Source organism: Rhodococcus sp. 66b (genome assembly GCF_002076325.1).
GTDB lineage: Bacteria > Actinomycetota > Actinomycetes > Mycobacteriales > Mycobacteriaceae > Rhodococcus_F > Rhodococcus_F erythropolis.
The window spans coordinates 59,862-77,500 of sequence record NZ_MUZB01000009.1; the positions used below are offsets into that span (position 1 = coordinate 59,862).

At 61.9% G+C, this 17,639-nt stretch carries 18 protein-coding genes, 1 tRNA gene and 1 pseudogene; 9 read left to right on the forward strand and 11 right to left on the reverse strand.

Annotated elements, in window-relative coordinates; translation table 11 throughout:
* Positions 1–187: 187 nt before the first annotated feature.
* On the forward strand, positions 188–679 hold the full coding sequence (locus B0E55_RS17925) for an FBP domain-containing protein (RefSeq protein ID WP_080910146.1): 492 nt from the start codon (positions 188–190) through the stop codon (positions 677–679).
* Between the two features lie 142 nt (positions 680–821).
* On the opposite strand, the gene B0E55_RS17930 is transcribed toward B0E55_RS17925, so the two are convergent.
* The 3 genes from B0E55_RS17930 to B0E55_RS17940 are packed head-to-tail and all read right to left on the reverse strand — an operon-like array spanning position 822 to position 2,853.
* The gene (locus tag B0E55_RS17930; protein WP_020968708.1) at positions 822–1,562 is read right to left on the reverse strand and encodes a hypothetical protein; all 741 of its coding nucleotides are present in this window, start codon (positions 1,560–1,562) and stop codon (positions 822–824) included.
* A complete protein-coding gene (locus tag B0E55_RS17935; RefSeq protein WP_020968709.1) occupies positions 1,559–2,494 on the reverse strand; it encodes an ABC transporter ATP-binding protein in 936 nt (311 codons plus the stop codon). Before B0E55_RS17935 ends, B0E55_RS17930 begins: the two co-directional genes overlap by 4 nt.
* Positions 2,491–2,853, reverse strand: a complete 363-nt coding sequence (locus tag B0E55_RS17940; protein WP_019747490.1) for a GntR family transcriptional regulator — start codon at positions 2,851–2,853, stop codon at positions 2,491–2,493. Before B0E55_RS17940 ends, B0E55_RS17935 begins: the two co-directional genes overlap by 4 nt.
* 1,206 nt (positions 2,854–4,059) lie before the next feature.
* On the opposite strand from B0E55_RS17940, the pseudogene B0E55_RS17950 reads away from it, so the two are divergent.
* Positions 4,060–5,240 (forward strand): annotated as a pseudogene (locus tag B0E55_RS17950) (IS1380 family transposase); the annotation flags it as partial.
* Positions 5,241–5,500: 260 nt separating this feature from the next.
* Here the strand turns inward: B0E55_RS17950 and B0E55_RS17955 are convergent.
* Positions 5,501–5,574: transfer RNA gene (locus B0E55_RS17955), tRNA-Gly, on the reverse strand.
* A 306-nt stretch (positions 5,575–5,880) separates the two neighbouring features.
* Between B0E55_RS17955 and dcd the strand changes: the two genes are divergently transcribed.
* The 4 genes from dcd (at position 5,881) to B0E55_RS17975 (ending at position 8,611) form a co-directional block, all read left to right on the forward strand.
* Positions 5,881–6,450, forward strand: coding sequence for a dCTP deaminase (gene dcd / locus B0E55_RS17960; protein ID WP_019747488.1), 570 nt, complete (start codon positions 5,881–5,883; stop codon positions 6,448–6,450).
* 25 nt (positions 6,451–6,475) lie between these two features.
* On the forward strand, positions 6,476–6,760 hold the full coding sequence (locus B0E55_RS17965; RefSeq protein WP_019747487.1) for a hypothetical protein: 285 nt from the start codon (positions 6,476–6,478) through the stop codon (positions 6,758–6,760).
* A gap of 91 nt (positions 6,761–6,851) precedes the next feature.
* The gene (locus B0E55_RS17970) at positions 6,852–7,058 is read left to right on the forward strand and encodes a hypothetical protein (protein WP_019747486.1); all 207 of its coding nucleotides are present in this window, start codon (positions 6,852–6,854) and stop codon (positions 7,056–7,058) included.
* A 29-nt stretch (positions 7,059–7,087) separates the two neighbouring features.
* On the forward strand, positions 7,088–8,611 hold the full coding sequence (locus B0E55_RS17975) for a hypothetical protein (RefSeq protein ID WP_020968710.1): 1,524 nt from the start codon (positions 7,088–7,090) through the stop codon (positions 8,609–8,611).
* A 3-nt stretch (positions 8,612–8,614) separates the two neighbouring features.
* Here the strand turns inward: B0E55_RS17975 and B0E55_RS17980 are convergent, their stop codons facing one another.
* Together B0E55_RS17980 and B0E55_RS17985 are read right to left on the reverse strand one after the other, a co-directional pair.
* Entirely contained in the window at positions 8,615–9,367 is a 753-nt protein-coding gene (locus tag B0E55_RS17980; protein WP_020968711.1) for an IclR family transcriptional regulator, read from the reverse strand.
* Positions 9,367–10,878: an APC family permease gene (locus B0E55_RS17985; RefSeq protein WP_020906534.1), complete on the reverse strand. Its 1,512-nt coding sequence runs from the start codon at positions 10,876–10,878 to the stop codon at positions 9,367–9,369. The genes B0E55_RS17980 and B0E55_RS17985 overlap by 1 nt, the downstream gene beginning before the upstream one ends.
* Before the next feature lie 238 nt (positions 10,879–11,116).
* Here B0E55_RS17985 and B0E55_RS17990 point away from each other — a divergent pair, with 238 nt between their 5' ends.
* From B0E55_RS17990 to tatA, 3 genes are read left to right on the forward strand one after another with little or no spacing between them, the layout of a single operon-like run.
* On the forward strand, positions 11,117–12,697 hold the full coding sequence (locus tag B0E55_RS17990) for a flavin monoamine oxidase family protein (RefSeq protein ID WP_080910147.1): 1,581 nt from the start codon (positions 11,117–11,119) through the stop codon (positions 12,695–12,697).
* Between the two features lie 39 nt (positions 12,698–12,736).
* The gene (locus B0E55_RS17995) at positions 12,737–13,408 is read left to right on the forward strand and encodes a Rid family hydrolase (protein ID WP_080910148.1); all 672 of its coding nucleotides are present in this window, start codon (positions 12,737–12,739) and stop codon (positions 13,406–13,408) included.
* Positions 13,408–13,584, forward strand: a complete 177-nt coding sequence (gene tatA / locus B0E55_RS18000; RefSeq protein ID WP_019747480.1) for a Sec-independent protein translocase subunit TatA — start codon at positions 13,408–13,410, stop codon at positions 13,582–13,584. The genes B0E55_RS17995 and tatA overlap by 1 nt, the downstream gene beginning before the upstream one ends.
* Before the next feature lie 52 nt (positions 13,585–13,636).
* On the opposite strand, the gene B0E55_RS18005 is transcribed toward tatA, so the two are convergent.
* The 5 genes from B0E55_RS18005 to B0E55_RS18025 all read right to left on the reverse strand — a co-directional run bounded on the left by B0E55_RS18005 (position 13,637) and on the right by B0E55_RS18025 (position 17,639).
* Positions 13,637–14,251, reverse strand: coding sequence for a class I SAM-dependent methyltransferase (locus B0E55_RS18005; RefSeq protein ID WP_021333865.1), 615 nt, complete (start codon positions 14,249–14,251; stop codon positions 13,637–13,639).
* Positions 14,248–15,006: a PIG-L deacetylase family protein gene (locus tag B0E55_RS18010; RefSeq protein ID WP_080910149.1), complete on the reverse strand. Its 759-nt coding sequence runs from the start codon at positions 15,004–15,006 to the stop codon at positions 14,248–14,250. Before B0E55_RS18010 ends, B0E55_RS18005 begins: the two co-directional genes overlap by 4 nt.
* Complete coding sequence (locus B0E55_RS18015; RefSeq protein WP_080910150.1) at positions 15,000–15,938, reverse strand: acyl-CoA dehydrogenase; 939 nt, start codon at positions 15,936–15,938, stop codon at positions 15,000–15,002. The genes B0E55_RS18010 and B0E55_RS18015 overlap by 7 nt, the downstream gene beginning before the upstream one ends.
* Positions 15,935–16,639, reverse strand: a complete 705-nt coding sequence (locus B0E55_RS18020) for a glycosyltransferase (RefSeq protein ID WP_021343174.1) — start codon at positions 16,637–16,639, stop codon at positions 15,935–15,937. The genes B0E55_RS18015 and B0E55_RS18020 overlap by 4 nt, the downstream gene beginning before the upstream one ends.
* Before the next feature lie 232 nt (positions 16,640–16,871).
* Positions 16,872–17,639, reverse strand: coding sequence for a GAF and ANTAR domain-containing protein (locus B0E55_RS18025; protein WP_020906539.1), 768 nt, complete (start codon positions 17,637–17,639; stop codon positions 16,872–16,874).

The window sequence follows — 17,639 nt, forward strand, 5'->3', positions numbered from 1 at the left end:
AGTGGCCCGTGTCGAGGACCTGTGGCTACCATCGGGGTGTGGACATCGTGATGCCCCATGGGCGTGAGGGGGTTGTCGGCGTCGTCTTCGCCGGCAGCAGATAGCGCATTTCGGACCCGACAGCACTAGGTGCTGGTCGGGCCATGAGCTGTACCCACCTTCACCGATCCACGATTGGCATACACCCATGATCATTTTGACCGATACATCTGTTCGTTCCAGCCTCGTCAACGCGAGCCGTAAGGAGAAGACTGATCTCACGTTGCCGGATGGCTTCGACACCATCGACTTCGACGCTCTCGACTATCTGGGCTGGCGAGATCCCAAAATGGGCCGACGCGCCTACGCGATCGTCCCGACACTCGACGGGGAGATCATCGGAGTCTTGCTCGTTCAAGCGCAAGCCACTCCGCGGTCGCGTGCCCAGTGTTCCTGGTGCCGTGACACGCGCCTTCCCAACGAGGTCGTCTTCTACGGCGCCAAGTTGGCCGGGCCCGCTGGTCGACGTGGCAGCACAGTCGGAACACTGATCTGCCGAGACTTCCAGTGCTCGGCCAATGTTCGTAACGACCCCCCGCTCCCGTATGCCGGCTACGATGCCGCCGCTGCGCGCCAGGACCGGAAAGATGAACTGGTGCTGCGTGCTTCGAGTTTTGTCGAGCGAGTGGCTCGGCAGTAGAGGGGACCCCGGGGACGCGATATCCCTGTTGTGAAGTTCGGCCCCTCCCTGGGCTGAGGAAGGGGCCGAACTGCCTGGACGGTGTCGATCCGAGGGGCACTCGGACACGGTGCGACATCTGGCGTCGCACATGATTACTCGGTCAGGGCGTTGCTCGACGTAAAGTGACCCAGGCTCCGGCTATGCAGGCGATGGCCAGGGCCAATGGAAGTAGTGCCATCGGCACCACTCGGGAAGTATCGGCAAACCACGAACCGATCGCCGGCCACCAGCTGGCCCAGGTGATTACGATCGCTGACAGGCCGAGCACACCGAAGAGACCGGTGAGAGAGGCGAGCAGACCGGTGGTCCTCCATCGCTGGTAGATCGCACCTGTCAGCATTGCGATCGAACTGGTCAGCAGCAGCGTCGCGAACAGCGCGAGCAACTGAACGGCTGCGCTGTCGGTGAAATAGCGTGCGATGCCGAACATGCGCATGTGCACACCCCAGCCGTTGGTGGCGGACTCCACCACTGACAGCAGTTGTAGCGCGATTGCGAAGATTGCGGACTGTGCCAACGCCATTATCGTGGTGGCAGTGAAGAACTCGCGGCGAGTCACGCTCAGCCCGAGCGCGAACGGGAACGTCTGGGTCATCGACTGGAGGTAGAACGCCAGCACGAAACCGTAAACGGAGAACACACTGCCGGTGAATCCCTCACCCTGCTCGTTTCCGACGATCGCGTAGATGGTGAAGCTGATGAGGAAAGAGATCAAAAGGATGCCCACCGGCCAGGCGATCAGCAACGGCCACGCGACCGTGTGCAGTTGGAGGACGGAACCGATCCTGGACCGGGTGGGCGCCTTCGGGACCGTCCGGGGCGCTGTCGTTGCGATGCTCATGCGGTGATCTCCTTGCGCTGCGTCGAAGTCGCGATGACAAGTTCCTGCAAAGATGCCGGTTCCACTTGGACTCCCGCCTCCCGCAGTCGGATTCGCTCGGTCTCGGTCACATCGGCCTGCAACATGATTCGGCTGTGGGAGCCTAGTGTCTCCCGGCGCAGGACCCTGCCGGACGCGGCAACAGCATCCACCGCATCAAGGGGGCCGGATACCACTACGGCGCGACCTCGCAGTGCGTCTGCGTCCTCGTCGACGACAATCCGGCCGCTGTCTACGACGATCACGTGCTCGAGCAGATTGGCTACCTCGTCGATAAGGTGAGTCGAAAGCACTACAGTGCGAGGATGTTCGGCATAATCGGCAAGCAGACGATCGTAGAAGAGTTGGCGTGCAACGGCATCGAGGCCGAGATACGGCTCGTCGAAGAGCGTGAGCGGTGCACGGGAGGCAAGTCCGATGATCACTCCCAACGCTGACCGCATGCCGCGCGAGAGCTTCTTCACCTTGCGGCACAGTGGAAGTTGGAAATCGTCGAGCAGTGTCTCGGCGAACGCGTGGTCCCAATTCGGGAGCAGATGGCCGGCGGCGACGAGTACATGCTTGACCTTGAGGTCCTCGGGGTACGTCTGGCTTTCCTTGACGAAGCACACGTTCGCCAAGACGTCGGCATTTTCGAAAGGGGCAGCGCCGAATACCTCGACGTCGCCGCTGGTGTGCAGGTCCTGTCCGGTCAGTATCTGCATGATCGTAGTCTTGCCTGCGCCGTTACGGCCGAGCAGGCCGTAGATCTTGTTCTGGCCGATCTCGAACGAGACGTCCGAGAGCGCATCGACGTCCCCGTAGCTTCTGTTCACTGCTCGCATCGAGGCGACGAGTTCAGTCTCGTCGAAACGCCTGACGTGCGACTTGGTCGTTGTCGTGCTTGAGTTCATCGGTCCGCCTTCCTGTCGTCCAGCATGGATTTGAGTTCGTCGAGGGAAATCTGAAGGCGGTCGGCCTCCATGACCAACGGCTCGATGTATTGGCGCGCGAACGCTTCTCGTCGCCTGAACCTGAGTGCGTCGCGGGCGCCGACGGTGACGAACATTCCGATTCCCCGTTTCTTGTAGAGGAGCCCCTCGCCTACGAGTTGATTGAGGCCCTTGGCTGCCGTCGCCGGATTGATTCGGTGGAACGCCGCCAGTTCGTTGGTTGAGGGCACCTGCCCGTCTTCCGGCAGTGAGCCGTCGATGATCGAGCCTTCGATCTGCTCGGCGATCTGCTGGAACAGTGGTCGTCCGTCGTCGATCACGATGATCGACGCCCGGTGTTCACTGGTTCATTACTCATGTAATGAACCATAGAACGTCGTGGGGCATGTTGGCAATGAGATCGCGGAATCTGGCACCGATGCCTTGGTCTCCGAGCGCTACCCATCGGGATATTCATCGCAGAGGCTGATGGAACAGCTTGGATGCAGACCAGCTACGACTTCCAGATCCCCGGGGCGCTGCGCACAGGCATTGAGCTTCTGGGGAACCGTGGAACCGCCGATCTAGGTGGTCGACCACGGGACGGGGCACCTTCGGGTGGCCGGTAGTTATCGCCTCAATGAATTCGGCCACCTCTTCGATGACGGCAACTATGTCGCGGGGGTCATTCTGCATGGGCGTTGTAGCTTGGGGAGTTTGCTATGCGTTGACGCAAACACCCGTCAGCATCGGCAGTTCGCCACCCAACGTGAAGCAGGCCAAACCGCAGCCTCGGCTTCGGGGCGTAACCCGGAGTCGTAGAACAGAAGCCGGACCGCACGCCGCGGTCGGGCCCCTTTCGTCAACCCAAAGACGGAATCGCATCCACCGCAAGTAGGGACTTAGCGCCCCGTTTTGGTGTTTCTGTACTGATTCGCAATCCCGATACGTACGCTTCCGACCAGGGAATCGGACACTCGACCAACAGGGGTATTTATGCCGAATGTGACAGTGAAGTTCGGGGGTTCAGACCCGGAAACAGCAGACCTCGCACGCCGGGCACTGCAACCAGTACTCGACAGCATCTACCGCACATACCGCAGGAAACCGCTCCCATTCGTCGAAGCCGCACTGAAACGCGCAGGCCGAGGGAGCTTCTCACAAGCAGGAATTGAACGATTCGCCAATTACATTTCAAGAGGCGACCGACCGATCCTCACCAAATAGTGCGGCCGCCCGTAATCAGGCCGAAGACCGAAGCGTTTCCACCGGCTACCTGGTCGACGACTAAATTTATCGGTGCCAACTAGGTACAGGTCCATCGTGGTCAACATCGGAGACAGCTCCCGCTCGCGTCCGAGATCGGTAGCTGCCTCAACGTGGCAAGGGCACTCGCGCCAGCAGACGTATTCGATCACCTGGAGCTGAGAATGCTGTTTGAGCAGATGCACATTAAATCGACCTCTGTGTGAATTCTGCTCACGGTGCATACTCGCGTGATCAAACCGGCGTCGCTGTGACATTTGGTTGCTGATCCTATTCGGGGCGTCGGTGGTGACTGCCTCGCAGACATCGCGCCCCTGCGTGAACAACCGGCCCTGTTCGGGCCGGTTGCATCCGACGCGACCGTATCTCGCCTGATCAGCATCCTCGCCGCCGACGAACCGGCCGCACAGTCCGCGATCAACTCCGCCCGAGCTGCAGCCCGAAAAACAGCGTGGTCCCACGCCGGAGACCAGGCACCCGACCACCACATCGACCCGCAGCAACCACTGATCATCGACCTCGATGCCACCCTCGTGACCTCCCATTCGGAGAAAGAGAAAACTGCGCCGAATTTCAAGCGGGGCTACGGTCTCCATCCTCTTTTGGCGTTCGTCGACCACGGTGAACACGGCACAGGTGAACCCTTGAGTTTCCTGCTGCGGCCAGGCAACGCCGGTTCCAATACCGCTGCCGACCACATTCAAGTGACCCGACAAGCATTGGCGCAGTTGCCGTTCCGAACCAGCGGCGGCGTCGGGAAGAAAGTGGTGATCCGCACCGACGGTGCAGGCGGCACCCATGCCTTCCTCGAATATTTGACCGCCCGGCGATTGTCGTATTCGGTCGGGTTCACCTTGACCGACGCGATGGCAGAGGCGGTTGATGACATTCCCGAAGATCTGTGGATACCGGCACTCGATTCGGGTAGCGGCATCCGAGACGGAGCCGGGTCGCAGAACTGATCGGGCTCGTCCACTTGCCGGGCTGGCCTGCAGGAATGCGGCTCATCGTGCGTAAAGAACGACCCCATCCCGGCGCTCAACTGCTGACCGACCGTAACGGTCTGCGGTTGACCGCGTTCGTGACCAATACAGTCGTCGGGAGCCTGCAAACCTTGGAGCTGCGGCACCGTCGTCGGGCTCGCTGGGAAGACCGAATCCGCACAGCCAAGGACACGGGTTCGACGAACTTGCCGTTGCACGGTTTCGCGCAGAATGCGATCTGGTTGGCGATCGTCACGCTCGCTTCCGAGTTGACAGCATGTATGCAGATATTGGCGTTGGCCAGCAGTGATGCACGGCGGTGGGAACCGAAACGACTCCGCTTGCGACTGTTTTCGATTGCCGGGCGCCTCGCCCGCCATGCTCGGAAAACGCGCCTGCGCCTATCGGAGCGGGCGCCGTGGTCCGGACTGATCACGGCAGCGTTGGCAAGGCTGGAGGCGTTGCCGGCGCCGACCTAAATCACGGTGAATCTTGTTGGCACGAGCGGAAAGAACACGACTCCGGAGAAGTGGAATCTGGCAGCATCCCGACTGCACACGGGTCGACCAGGGGCCTCTCATGAAAGATTGAGGCTAGCACCCCGATTTGCGTTGGATGCATGTTGACTGATCACTGAATGGAGGAGGTTGTGTACCTGCCGTGTAGCTGTCACAGGATTTGGGGCCCAAACAAGCGAAGTTCGCCTGCCCCAAAAGGGCTCTGAACTGCGGAGAATCGGTGGAGCCGATGACGGGAATCGAACCCGCGTATTCAGCTTGGGAAGCTGATGTTCTACCATTGAACTACATCGGCGTCGCAGCCGACCGGACGTGTTTTCACCGCCGATCAACGTGCTTTCCGAACATTATCAGACGAGCATTCGAGCAGACGTATCACTGGCCGTCGTTGAAGAGAAGGCGCGTGTCGAAGTCGGCAAAATTGGCGGATGTTTCGTCTAAAAATTTTGCGCGGGAACGCCTTTCGGGGTGGAGAACTCAAGACAGGTGGGGCTGGGCTCTGCCGTGGGAGTCCAGAACCCGCGCATCGTGTTCGGTAACCACAGTGTGATCGCACCCATCGATGGGTCGGCACTGCCCGCAGAACCGGTAACCTCTACCTGTGCTGCTCTCCGATCGTGACATCCGTGCCGAAATCTCCGTTGGACGTCTGGGTATCGACCCTTTCGACGATTCCATGGTGCAACCGTCGAGCGTCGACGTGCGCCTGGATGGTCTGTTTCGGGTGTTCAACAACACGCGGTACACGCACATCGACCCGGCACTGCGCCAGGACGAGCTGACCAGCCTGGTCGAACCAGCAGAGGGCGAGCCGTTTGTGCTTCATCCCGGCGAGTTCGTTCTCGGTTCGACTCTCGAAGTGTGCTCACTGCCGAACGACCTGGCTGGCCGCCTCGAAGGTAAGTCGAGCCTCGGGCGCCTGGGCCTTTTGACGCACTCCACTGCCGGCTTCATCGACCCGGGTTTCAGTGGCCACATCACACTGGAGCTGTCCAACGTCGCAAACCTGCCGATCACGCTGTGGCCGGGAATGAAGATCGGGCAGCTCTGCCTGCTCAAGCTGTCGAGCGCTGCAGAGTTCCCCTACGGAAGCTCCGAGGCCGGATCCAAGTACCAGGGTCAGCGCGGCCCGACTCCGTCGAAGGCGTACCTGAACTTCAACCGCAGCTGAACGAACCAACTTCGGGGGGAGTCGCATGATCGGAATTTTCTACGGTCTGGTGTTCATGAACTTGTTGTTCGTGACCAGCACCGTGTGCTTGATGAAGCCGTCGAAGGCCAGTGTTGTTGCGACCGTCTGCGCAGGAGTGGCGTGGCTCTTCTTCAACGGCCCGCTGGAAGGTCAGGTCTTGTGGTCGTTGAATCGAGAACACGGTCTGACGGTCTCGGATCTGATGTCGCTTGTTGCCTTCGGCATCGCCGCTCGTGGTTGGAATCAGGTCCGTAAGGTCCGCGAAACCGTCGACGCCGATCGTTACTGACCTGCGAGCTCACCTCAATTGAACGCCACGATTCGGGCAGAAGTTTCGACCTGGAGCACAACGGTCGGCGAATCGGGCACAATTACTGAGTATGTGGTGGATTGTCGGAGGCGTACTACTCGTATGGGTCGTGTGTTCCATTCCGATTGCCATCCTGGTCGGACGCGGTATCGCGCGCCGGGACCGCGCAGAATTCGACGGCCGAAATCAACAGTGGGCCGACGAGGTTGTCAGGTCGATAGAGAAGCAATCGGATCAGGACAATGCCGATCGGCGTAAGCCACCACTGATCAGCTGACCAGCTGGACTTTCCGGAGGTGAGTGGGCGTGGAACTTCCATCCGATACTCCCGACGACGTCGTGGCCGCAGCCGCCGGAGGACCCAGGATTCCGCAGTTCGATCCCACAGTCGGGATTCCGGTAGTTCCGCCTGCGGGAGATGCTCCACACCGGTTGGTGGTCATCGGCGACTCGCTGTCGCAGGGATTTCAGAGCGGGGCGGTCTTCAATACCGAGCTGTCGTATCCGTCGATCATTGCTCACCAGTTGGGCTGGCTCGATCGGTTCCGCTTTCCCCGATACGGCGGTCCGGGCGGGCTCCCACTCAACATCGAACTGCTGCTCCGCACCCTCGAAGAGCGCTTCGGCCCACGGCTCGACCTCTGGGAGGTTCCGCTCGCACTCTTTGCTGCACGCGAGTTCATGGACCAGGTGGAGGACTACTGGGAGCGTGGGCCGGGCAGCGAAGCGCCGACGTTCTCGGCGATCAATCACAGCCTTTCGGTCTACGGGTGGGATCTTCGTGACGCTCTGACCAAGACCGCACATGGGTGTGAGGCAGCCCTGCACGAACCGCACGACGACCTGATCAGCCAGATCGTCGAGAACAACGGCGAACGCGCCGCACTGAGAGTTCTGCCGCGAGGCTCCGAGGCAGAGAAGCGCATGACGGCGTTCGACGCGGCAGCGGAACTGGGCAAGGAAGGCATCGAAACTCTGATCGTCTTTCTCGGGGCCAACAATGCGCTCCGCACCGTCACCGAACTCCGAGTCGAGTGGAGCGGCAACAACTTCCGTGACCCGGACGGCAAGCGCGAATACACGGTGTGGCAGCCCGAGCACTTCGCGTCGGAGTACGCCGAGGTGCTGGCCGCGATCCGCAAGATCAACGCCCAGCACGTCATCCTCTGCACCGTCCCACACGTGACCATCGCACCGATCGCCCACGGGCTCGGCGGCAAGATCGAAATCGGATCCCGCTATTTCCCGTACTACGCGCGACCGTGGGTGCGCGACACAGACTTCGACCCACAGCGCGATCAACACATCACCGGCGCACAGGCGTGGGCCGTCGATACCGCAATCGATGTGTACAACGACGGAATCGAGCAAGCCGTCGCGAATGCCCGTCGGGTGGGGAAGGACTGGTACCTCTGCGATATTGCCGGGTTGCTCGAGCGCGTGGCCTCACGGCGTTACGTCACCGACGTCAATGCGCGGCCGTCATGGTGGACGCCGTACCCCCTCCCCAAAGCACTGACCGACTTGCAACCCGTGCCGGACTCGCTGTTCCTCTCCGCCGACGGTCGCGGCGGCCGCGCGTCGGGCGGCCTCTTCTCGCTCGACGGCGTTCATCCCACGACAGTCGCGTACGGGGTGATGGCGCAAGAACTGGCGAACATCATGGTCACGGCCGGGGTCCAGTTCGACCGCGCTCAGGTCGATTTCGACCGACTCGTCCGACGCGACACCTTGGTGCGCACTCCGCCGCAGAATCTCGATTCCACGCTCGGCGTCATCGGCTGGGCTGACGAGCATCTCGGCTTTGCCAAACGTGTGTTCGGCCTCTGATTTTCAGCTTGCCTTCGACATCGTCGGTGCAACGATGCGTTCCGCGTACTCCCGCAACAGCACGACCAGGTCTACGTCGTCGACGGAAAGTCTGCCGGTCGGACCTATCGCAGCCAAGGCACCGACGACACACCTTTCCGCGTCGTGGATCGGGACGGCGACGGCGGAGCGTCCGACACGGATCTCGTCGACCTCACGGGCGGGCTCGCCGCGCCGGATCCGAGAGAGTTCGAGTTCCAACTGGTCGCCGTCGGTGATGGTGTGTGCGGTGACCTTTCGCAATGGGGCCTCGGCCAATTCGGGTCGGCTGGCGAGGAGCAGCTTCCCGATAGCCGACGCGTGAACGGCTGCGACCAGCGTCCGTTCGCCGCTGAGCTCGTGGTCTGGATCGCGATCGACCAGTCGAATTCTGTTCTCTGCAAACGACGCGAGGTAGACGCCGAACCGTAGCTGTTCGCGGAGTTCTTCGAGGAGCACCGAATTGTCGACGGGGGTGGGTTCGGCGGCAGCCCCGGCCAATTCACGGGTGCGTCGGCCCAGCGCGAAGCCGGAGAGGTCGGCGATCCGAACCAGGTAACCGTCGGCGACAAGGATGTTGAGCAACCGATACGCAGTGGCAGGTGGGATGTCGGCAAGGGCGGCAATGTCCTTGGCGGTGGCTCCCGATCCGAGCCTGGCCGCCGACTCGAGGAGGGCAAGGGCGCGCTGAACCGCTCGGGGTTCGTGCCCACCGAGGTCGCGTGGTCGGCCCACCATCAGCGGGCGCCGGCAGTCGGCTCGCCCACCAGCACGATGTTTCCGGCTGCGTCGGTGGCGAACACCCCAGCTCCTGGTAGTACGTCCTCGGTTTCGGGACTGTCGAACGCGCCGACGTGCAGCAGGCTCTTGGGGCTTCGGCGTCGCAGGTAGAACTGCCAGAGCGTGCCCGAGGTCAGGATCACGAGCACAGCGATCGGTGCAACGTACGCATGGTCGATCGTGTTGGCGTAAACGAGGTAACCGAGAACTATCGCACCGGCACCACTTCCACACGACGCGGCTGCGAGAACGCCGGGAGTGTGCTCTCCGATACGCGTCAGGAAGACAACCGATGCGATCGCCACCAGTGCATAGGCAACGATGACGGCACCGCGAACCGTCAGTCGAACGTCGTCGAAAATCTCTCCGCGTCCAAGGATGGCAAAGGCTCCGCCGCCCACCAGAACTGTGCAGACGACGACGGTCAGCGCGAAGTAGGGCGTGCGAAATGCGCTGTGAACCGAGGCGAACCGGCGGGGGAGTAGGCGTTCGACGCCGAACGAGTAGACCAGACGCGACGCAGCGTTGGACGACGCCATCGACGACGCCAGCCACGAGCACCCCAGACCGACGTTGAGCGCGATGACGACACCTGGACTCACACCCGTCGCTGTTCCGTGGAGATAGGCGTTGACGAGGGTGTCGCTACGTCCCGACCAAGCGGCCCAGCCCGCAAAGATGAAGAGCGATCCACAGATGATCGGGGTGAGAAGGACTGTGCGGGTGACGGTTACCAGCGGTCGACGAGATTCGGGGCCGAAGAAGGCCGCGCTCTCGAATCCGGCGAGAGCGAACACGGCAGCCAGGGCGGTGAGTAACAGCCCGTGGCCGGAGGTGGGCGGAACGATCTGTGCTTGTTGGCTTCCGGAACCGCCCAGAATCATGAGCCCGACGATGAACAGAAGTGAACAGCTTTCGACGACGAGGATCGCGAGAGCAGCAAATCTGACACTTCGAACGAGGGCACCGAGAATCAGCAGGGCTATCCCCAGATAGAGCGCGATGACGTGAAAAGTCTTGTCCACGTGCACACCCGCGAAGCCGAGCAATGCGATTGCGACCTGTCCTCCGTGATAGAGCGTCATCACCGCGCTGCCGACGTACTTGACCAGCATGGCGATGCCGGTGGTCAATGCTGCCCGGGTGCCCAGGCCACGAAAGACGAAGCTGTGCAGCCCGCCCGATGCTGCCATTCGGCGCGTGAACTGCGAAACGCAGAAAGCGATGAGCGTCACCAGCACGGTGGCCGCGATGATGGTGATCATCCCGCTCAACAATCGGCCGTGTGTCAGCATGGTGACGGGCAGAACGACCATCGACACAGCAGGGGCGGTGGTTGCCACCGACTGGGCCAGCACTTCGGCGCCCGAGAGTTGCCGACGGCCCAACGCGCGCAGCGGTGATCGCGCCGGGGGCTGCTTCTCGCGCGTGGTGAAGGACCGCGCGATAGCTTCGGTGAGAGCGGACATGTCGCGTCACGCTAGTCCGGTTCTGTAACGCGGATATTGCGGACATGCTTCCGCTGATCGCACTCGGGTGAGAGAGCCCGATGCTGATGCTCGCAGGTTTCTCACTCGGTCCCCACTGACTGTTTCCTGCGCGTCAAGTTCCGGACCCAACGCTCCTGAAGTCTGTGTTCAACACCAACCACCCGGGTCACCGGGAGCACACTGGGGAGCTCGAATGCCATACACACGTAGATCTTTCATGCGCAGTCTGGGAATCACCGGCGGTGCCGGCCTGGCACTCGGTGCTATGTCGTCCATCGGCCTGGCACCGGCGGTGGCGTCGACGCCGAGGCGATTTCAGGCACCTGCCGCGGGTGACCTGATCGGAAAGGTCAAGGGAAATCACTCCGTCGTGATCCTCGGCGGTGGACCGTCCGGTCTGTGCTCCGCCTACGAACTGCAGAAGGCCGGATACAAGGTCACTGTCCTCGAAGCGCGCAACCGGCCGGGTGGTCGGGTGTGGTCGATCCGCAACGGCACCGAAGAAACCGACCTGAACGGTGAGACACAGACCTGTACGTTCTCCGAGGGGCACTTCTACAACCTCGGTGCGACGCGTATTCCGCAAAGTCACAACACCATCGACTACTGCCGCGAACTGGGCGTCGAACTGCAGATGTTCGGAAACCAGAATGCGAACACCTTCGTCAACTACACCGGCAACAAGCCGCTGGCGAATCAGTCGATCACCTACCGAGCAGCCAAAGCCGACACCTACGGATACATGTCCGAGCTGCTGCAGAAGGCCACCAATCAGGGCGCTCTCGACCAGGTCTTGAGCAAGGAAGACAAAGAAGCACTCTCGTCCTTCCTCACCGACTTCGGTGATCTCTCCAGCGACGGCCGCTACGTCGGATCCTCGCGTCGAGGACACTCCGCCGAGCCGGGCGCCGGCCTCAACTTCGGAACCGAGATCGAACCATTCGGGATGAGCGATGTCATCCAGGGCGGCATCGGACGTGCATTCTCCTTCGAGTTCGGTTACGACCAGGCCATGACGATGATGACCCCCGTCGGCGGCATGGACCGGATCTACTACAAGTTCCAGGACGCGATCGGGATGGACAACATCGAGTTCGGCGCCGAGGTCAGCGGCATGAAGAACGTGCCGGAAGGCGTCACCGTCGACTACGTCGTCGACGGCAACACCAAGTCGATCACCGCCGACTACGCAATCTGCACGATCCCACCGCACCTGATCAAGCGGCTGAACAACAACCTGCCCTCCGACATCCTGCTCGCATTGGATGCAGCCAAGCCGTCGTCGTCGGGCAAGCTCGGTATCGAATACTCGCGTCGGTGGTGGGAGACGGAGGACCGCATCTACGGCGGCGCGTCGAACACCGACCGCGACATCTCCCAGATCATGTTCCCCTACGACCACTACAACTCCGACCGCGGCGTCGTGGTCGCGTACTACAGCTCGGGTAAGCGTCAACAGGCTTTCGAATCGCTCACCCACCGTCAGAGGCTGGCAAAGGCCATCGCCGAAGGTGCAGAAATCCACGGCGACAAATACACTCGCGACATCTCGTCGTCCTTCTCCGGAAGCTGGCGTCGCACCAAGTATTCGGAATCCGCCTGGGCATCATGGGCTGGCGCGGGAGATTCCCACGGCGGCATGGCAACTCCCGAGTACACCAAGCTGCTCGACCCCGTCGACCGGATCTACTTCGCCGGCGATCACCTCTCCAACGCCATCGCCTGGCAGCACGGGGCCTTCACGTCCGCGCAGGACGTCGTCACCCATCTGCATCAGCGTGTTGCGCAAACTGCCTGACGTGCTTCGTTTTCCATCACTTTCTCTGGAGGTCACATCATGAAATCTCGCAGCACCAAGGTTCTTGCAGCGGCATTTGCCGCCACCGCGCTACTGGGCTTCGCCACGGCCTGCTCGTCCGATGAGGCGGACGCCGAGACCACATCGAGTTCGTTCGTCTCCAAATCGATTCTCGAAGCGGGGCAGGCAAACCCGATGATCGCTCAGGGTGTCGCGATCGGCGGCGACACCGAGATCTACACGACCAGCGGCATCGGCCCGTCGGCAGGAAACAAGGCGGCGCCGGAAGGTTCGCCGGAGTCATACATCGACGGCCAGTTCTCCGGCGGAGTTCTGCCTGCCGGGGTCACCGTCACCGAGGCGCAGGGCATCAACGTACTCAAGAAGATCCGCGACAACCTCGAAGCCCAGGGATTGAGTCTCGAAGACGTCGTGACGATGCGCGTCTTCCTGGACAACGCGCCGGGGTCGGACAAGGCCGACTACACAGGATGGAATCGCGCGTACCGCCAGTTCTTCGCCAATACCAATCTCGACACCGGTGATACGGAGCTGGTGCCGATGGGCACTGCCGAGCCGATCGCTCCGATCGAGCGCAACAGCGCTCGGCCCACCCGCTTCGCCCTCGAGGTTGCCGGACTGCCCGTTGCCGGTTGGCTCGTCGAGGTAGAGGTCGACGCGGTGTACCCCGATGGCAAGGAACCCGCCTGATGGGCGCGCTCAGCCCGACCCACTGGGCAATCGTTGCAGTGGTGCTCGTGGTGCTGTTCGGTTCGAAGAAGCTGCCCGACGCGGCCCGCGGCCTTGGCAGGTCGATGCGGATCCTCAAGACCGAAGTCGGTGAACTGCACTCGGATACGGACCTCGCGTTGGAGAAGCGAGACTGACCCCTGTGCGCGGTTGAGGAGTCCCCACACTCCTCAACCGCGCACAGGTCTTCTAGATCAGACCTTCGGAACGCGCTACCGATGGTGGTGACGGCGGACCCTTCACGAAGACATCGATCAGCACGTCCTCGTCCTGGTACGACGCGAACTGCGCCAACCCCGGTGTCTGGCGCACAGCCGAATGAACGGCGTCACCGTTCTGCGGATACTCCGGTACGACGTGACGCCAATGGGCGCACAGCAGCGTTCCACCAGGCTCGAGATGCTCGACGACGCGCAGCATTGCCTCGATCAGCTTTTCGAAGGTCAGGTAATAGCCGACTTCGCTGATGACGACGAGGTCGAAGGTCTCGTCGGGCCAGTCGTCACCCAACGCCCAGAGACGAAATTCGGCATCACGTCCGGTAAGCCGCGCACGGGCGCTCTCGAGTGCGGCCGGGACGATGTCGGTGGCGAGAACGCTGTCGCAGCGCTCTGCCAACTTCTCGGTGAGAACCCCGATCGAGCATCCCGGTTCGAATGCGCGACGGTAGCGAGGTTTGGGGAGCATCGCGGCGCTGAGCGCGTACTTTCGCTGCTCGTACCACCGGGATTCGAAGTCCCACGGATCGGATTGCGCCGCATACATCTTGGCGAAGTAGTCCGCGGGAAGCTCACGATCGGTCATACGAACACCGTTTCGTACGGTCGCAGTAGTCGTTCCATCGCATGTCGGGGGAGGATGGGTGTATCCGCGGGATGGTCGGAAAGCGGGGCGATCTGTGAAGTGAACTCATTGGCAGCAGCGGATTTTGCAGCCTGAACGTCGGAGGGCAAGGCCACTCTTCTGGCCCTTTCCCACGGGACTGCTGCATGATCCGGCTCAGCCCAATGCCACGCCCAGATGGGGTACTCGATCAATCGTGATCCAGTGTCCGCGCAGGCCTTCGCCGCTGCCTCCCCGGTGGCTTCATGGTCGGGGTGGCCGTCCCCGCGCCACGTCGAGGCGCACCAGGTACCCGCCGAGGAATCACCGAGAATCGAGCTGAGACGGTCGGTCAACTCCTGTCGGTTCTCGCTGATCTTCCCGTCTGGAAGGCTCAATCGAACCGGTGCGGGAATTCCGAGTACACGCGCTGCTCGATCCGACTCGGACCGCCTGAGATGTTCCATCTCAGGCTGAGTCACTGTTGGTGAATCGGGATGTGAGGCTCCACCGTCGGTGACAGACACCACGTGAACGTCGATGCCGGAAAGCGTTGCGATAAGAGCAGTTCCACCCAGTCCGAGTATTTCGTCGTCGGGATGGGGAGCGACGACGATCAATCGCGAGCACCCGGTGAGATCCAGTTCCGGAAAGCTGCGTCCCCACTCCTGCCATGTCGATTCGGGAGTGCCGCCATCGTCGACAGGCTTCTGCGCGAACAGTTTCGAGTTCACCACGGCCGTTTCCCCTTGGCCGCAATCCGGCCCAGTTCGGCGAGATCCTTCTCGGCGTGGCTCTGCCGCAGGTAGACGGTGAGGTCGGCTACCCGCGCGGCATGCTCGGCGTCAATGCAGAGCGGTGCGGCGCCGAGAGCGCGTCCCACCCGATCCAGGGTCTCGGTGGCGGCGCGCTCGACAATTGCCCGCACACGGAGTGCCCGCTGCATGGCCTCGGCATTTTCGTCGAAAGGATCGGCGTCGATCTCCGCCGCCGCGACTGCGAGCGCGTTGCGCGCTGCGGCCAGCGCCGCATCGACCGCGCCGAGGTGGGCGAGTAGGTAGGGATCGTCGCTGCTTGCAGCCTTGTCGTACAACGGATCTGCAACGCCGCAGGCACCGCCGTACCAACATGCAGCCACGCCTATCGCGCCGTGCCAGAACCCCGGCCTGCTCAGGTAGTCGCCTGCCGTCCCGACCGGTATCGCCGGAACCATGTCGAAGTCGACCGCGCTGGAGTCGCTTTCGGCCATACCGACGGCCTTCCACGAATCGGGAACGGGATGCACCCCAGGTAGTCCGAGCTCAACTGCGAAGAGTGAGGGTACTCCGTCGACCAAGGCGGTGATCAGTGCATGCGTGCAGGTGTTGGCACCGGAACACCACAATTTGCGGCCGGTGAGCGTCCAGATCCCTACGTGCTCAGACGCATTCACCACCGGTTCGGGTGGCTCGGCCGCCCACACTCCCCACAGCTGCCCGGGTTCGGGATCCGGCCCGTCGAGTTCGGTGAGTATCGCGACGGCATCGGTGTGAGCCTCAGCCATCCGCCCGAGAACCACATTCTCGCGCGTGAGCTCTGCCAGGGAGGTCCACCGCGCGGCTGTCGCGCCGCCGCCGGGAAGCGGCAAGTACAGTCCACCTGCGTCCAGGAGTGTGTGTAGTCGTTTCATCGTGCCAGCTCCGCTTCTTCGTTATCGGCGGTCGTACAACCCAGGTTACGGATATGTCCGGCAAAGCCGCCCGGAGTTCGGCCGTCGAGACGCGCAGACGTGGTGACCGCAATGTCTTCTGCCCACGCGATACAGGCACCAGCCTCGCTCAACCGCCGGACGAGATCGACGTCCTCGTCTTCTTCGAGATCGGAGAATCCTCCGACGCTCCAGTACATATCCGCGCGGACACCGAGGTTGGCCCCGTGGACGTGACCGTGTCGACCATATGGATGTGCGTGGTACATACGTTCGTATCGTTCGCGAACGGAGTGTGGATGGCCTTCCCAATCCGCGATGCGTACGGTTCCCGCGACGACGTCCGCAGTACGCGCATACTCCAATTGGCGCGCAATCCAGGTGGGGCCGACCACCGAATCTGCATCGGTGGTGGTGAACCACGCCGAAGCTCCCAACTCTCGGCCGAACTCGGAAAAGCCCGTCGCTCGCGAACGTCCGACGTTCTGGTGCTCGACGCGGAGTACTTCGACCCCGTCGGGGATGACACCGGCGGTTCCGTCCGAACAGTTGTCGAGGACGGCAACCAGTCGGACGGGGACAACGCAAGCCGACGCCGCTGTTGCGAGTGCGCGAAGGCAATTGGGGAGGTCTTCGGCTTCGTTGTGGGCGGGAACTACGACAAGAACCTGGTCGATTGGCACAGTGACGATCCTTTCCTCACCCTGGTACGGTCGGGTCTTCTTTCGTCCCGGTTCTCAACAGATAACCACATTTCGGACGAGGGCCGCCGCTCGACCGCCAGCAGTCACGCAGGTCGAAAACTGTTTCGGTGAAACATCTCTGGATGCGTTTGAGAACTGTGACTTCGGGGTACAAGACGGGGTTTTGCGACTTGCTTTAAGGTGCAAAACGGGGTTTTGCGCCGAAGAATCTTCAGAGCCGGCGGTGGCGCACCGAATCGATGAGCATCCGGGCAACCTCGTGCAGTTTCACGTTGGTGTTCTGCGATTGCTGCACAAGACGGCTGAATGCTTCCTCGGCGTCGATGCCGTGGACGGCGATCAGGACACCTTTGGCTTGTTCGATCTCGGCCCGAGATTCCATGGCGCAGTGCAACTGTTCGATGTGCTCGTGTGCTTGACGCCAGCGTCGTGAATCTGCGATCGCCGCGCCCGCACCGGCGGTGAACAATTTCATCAACTCTTCGTCGAAGGCCTTGAACTCTGTCGAGGCGAATCCGTAGACGTTGAAAGCGCCGAGCAGTTCGGTGTTCCCTTCGCCCATGGTGATCGGCACGGACAAGTAGGACCGGACGCCTTGTTTGCGGGCTTCGTCGGTGAATTCCGGCCATTCGTCGACGTGATCACCCACCTTTGCCCGAACCGAGGACACCGTGCGCGCGGCGTCAACGCACGGACCACGATCAGCGGAGTGCTGGGCGTCATCTATCTCGGAAAGGTAGTCCGCGGTGGACGCAGCAGTTCGTGGGCCATCGGTGGACAACACAGTCACGCTGACAGCATCGGCGTCAGGCAGTGCTTTGACCGCGGTCTCGGCCAGACGTTGGAGCATGGAGTCGAGATGCTCGTCCGTGTTCAGATTGGACCGGAGTCCGGCAATCGCTTCGGCGAGTGTGTCGAGCGAATCTGCTGCGGAAGCAAACGCCGCGGCTACCTGAGGAGCGTCCGCATTGCCTGTCAT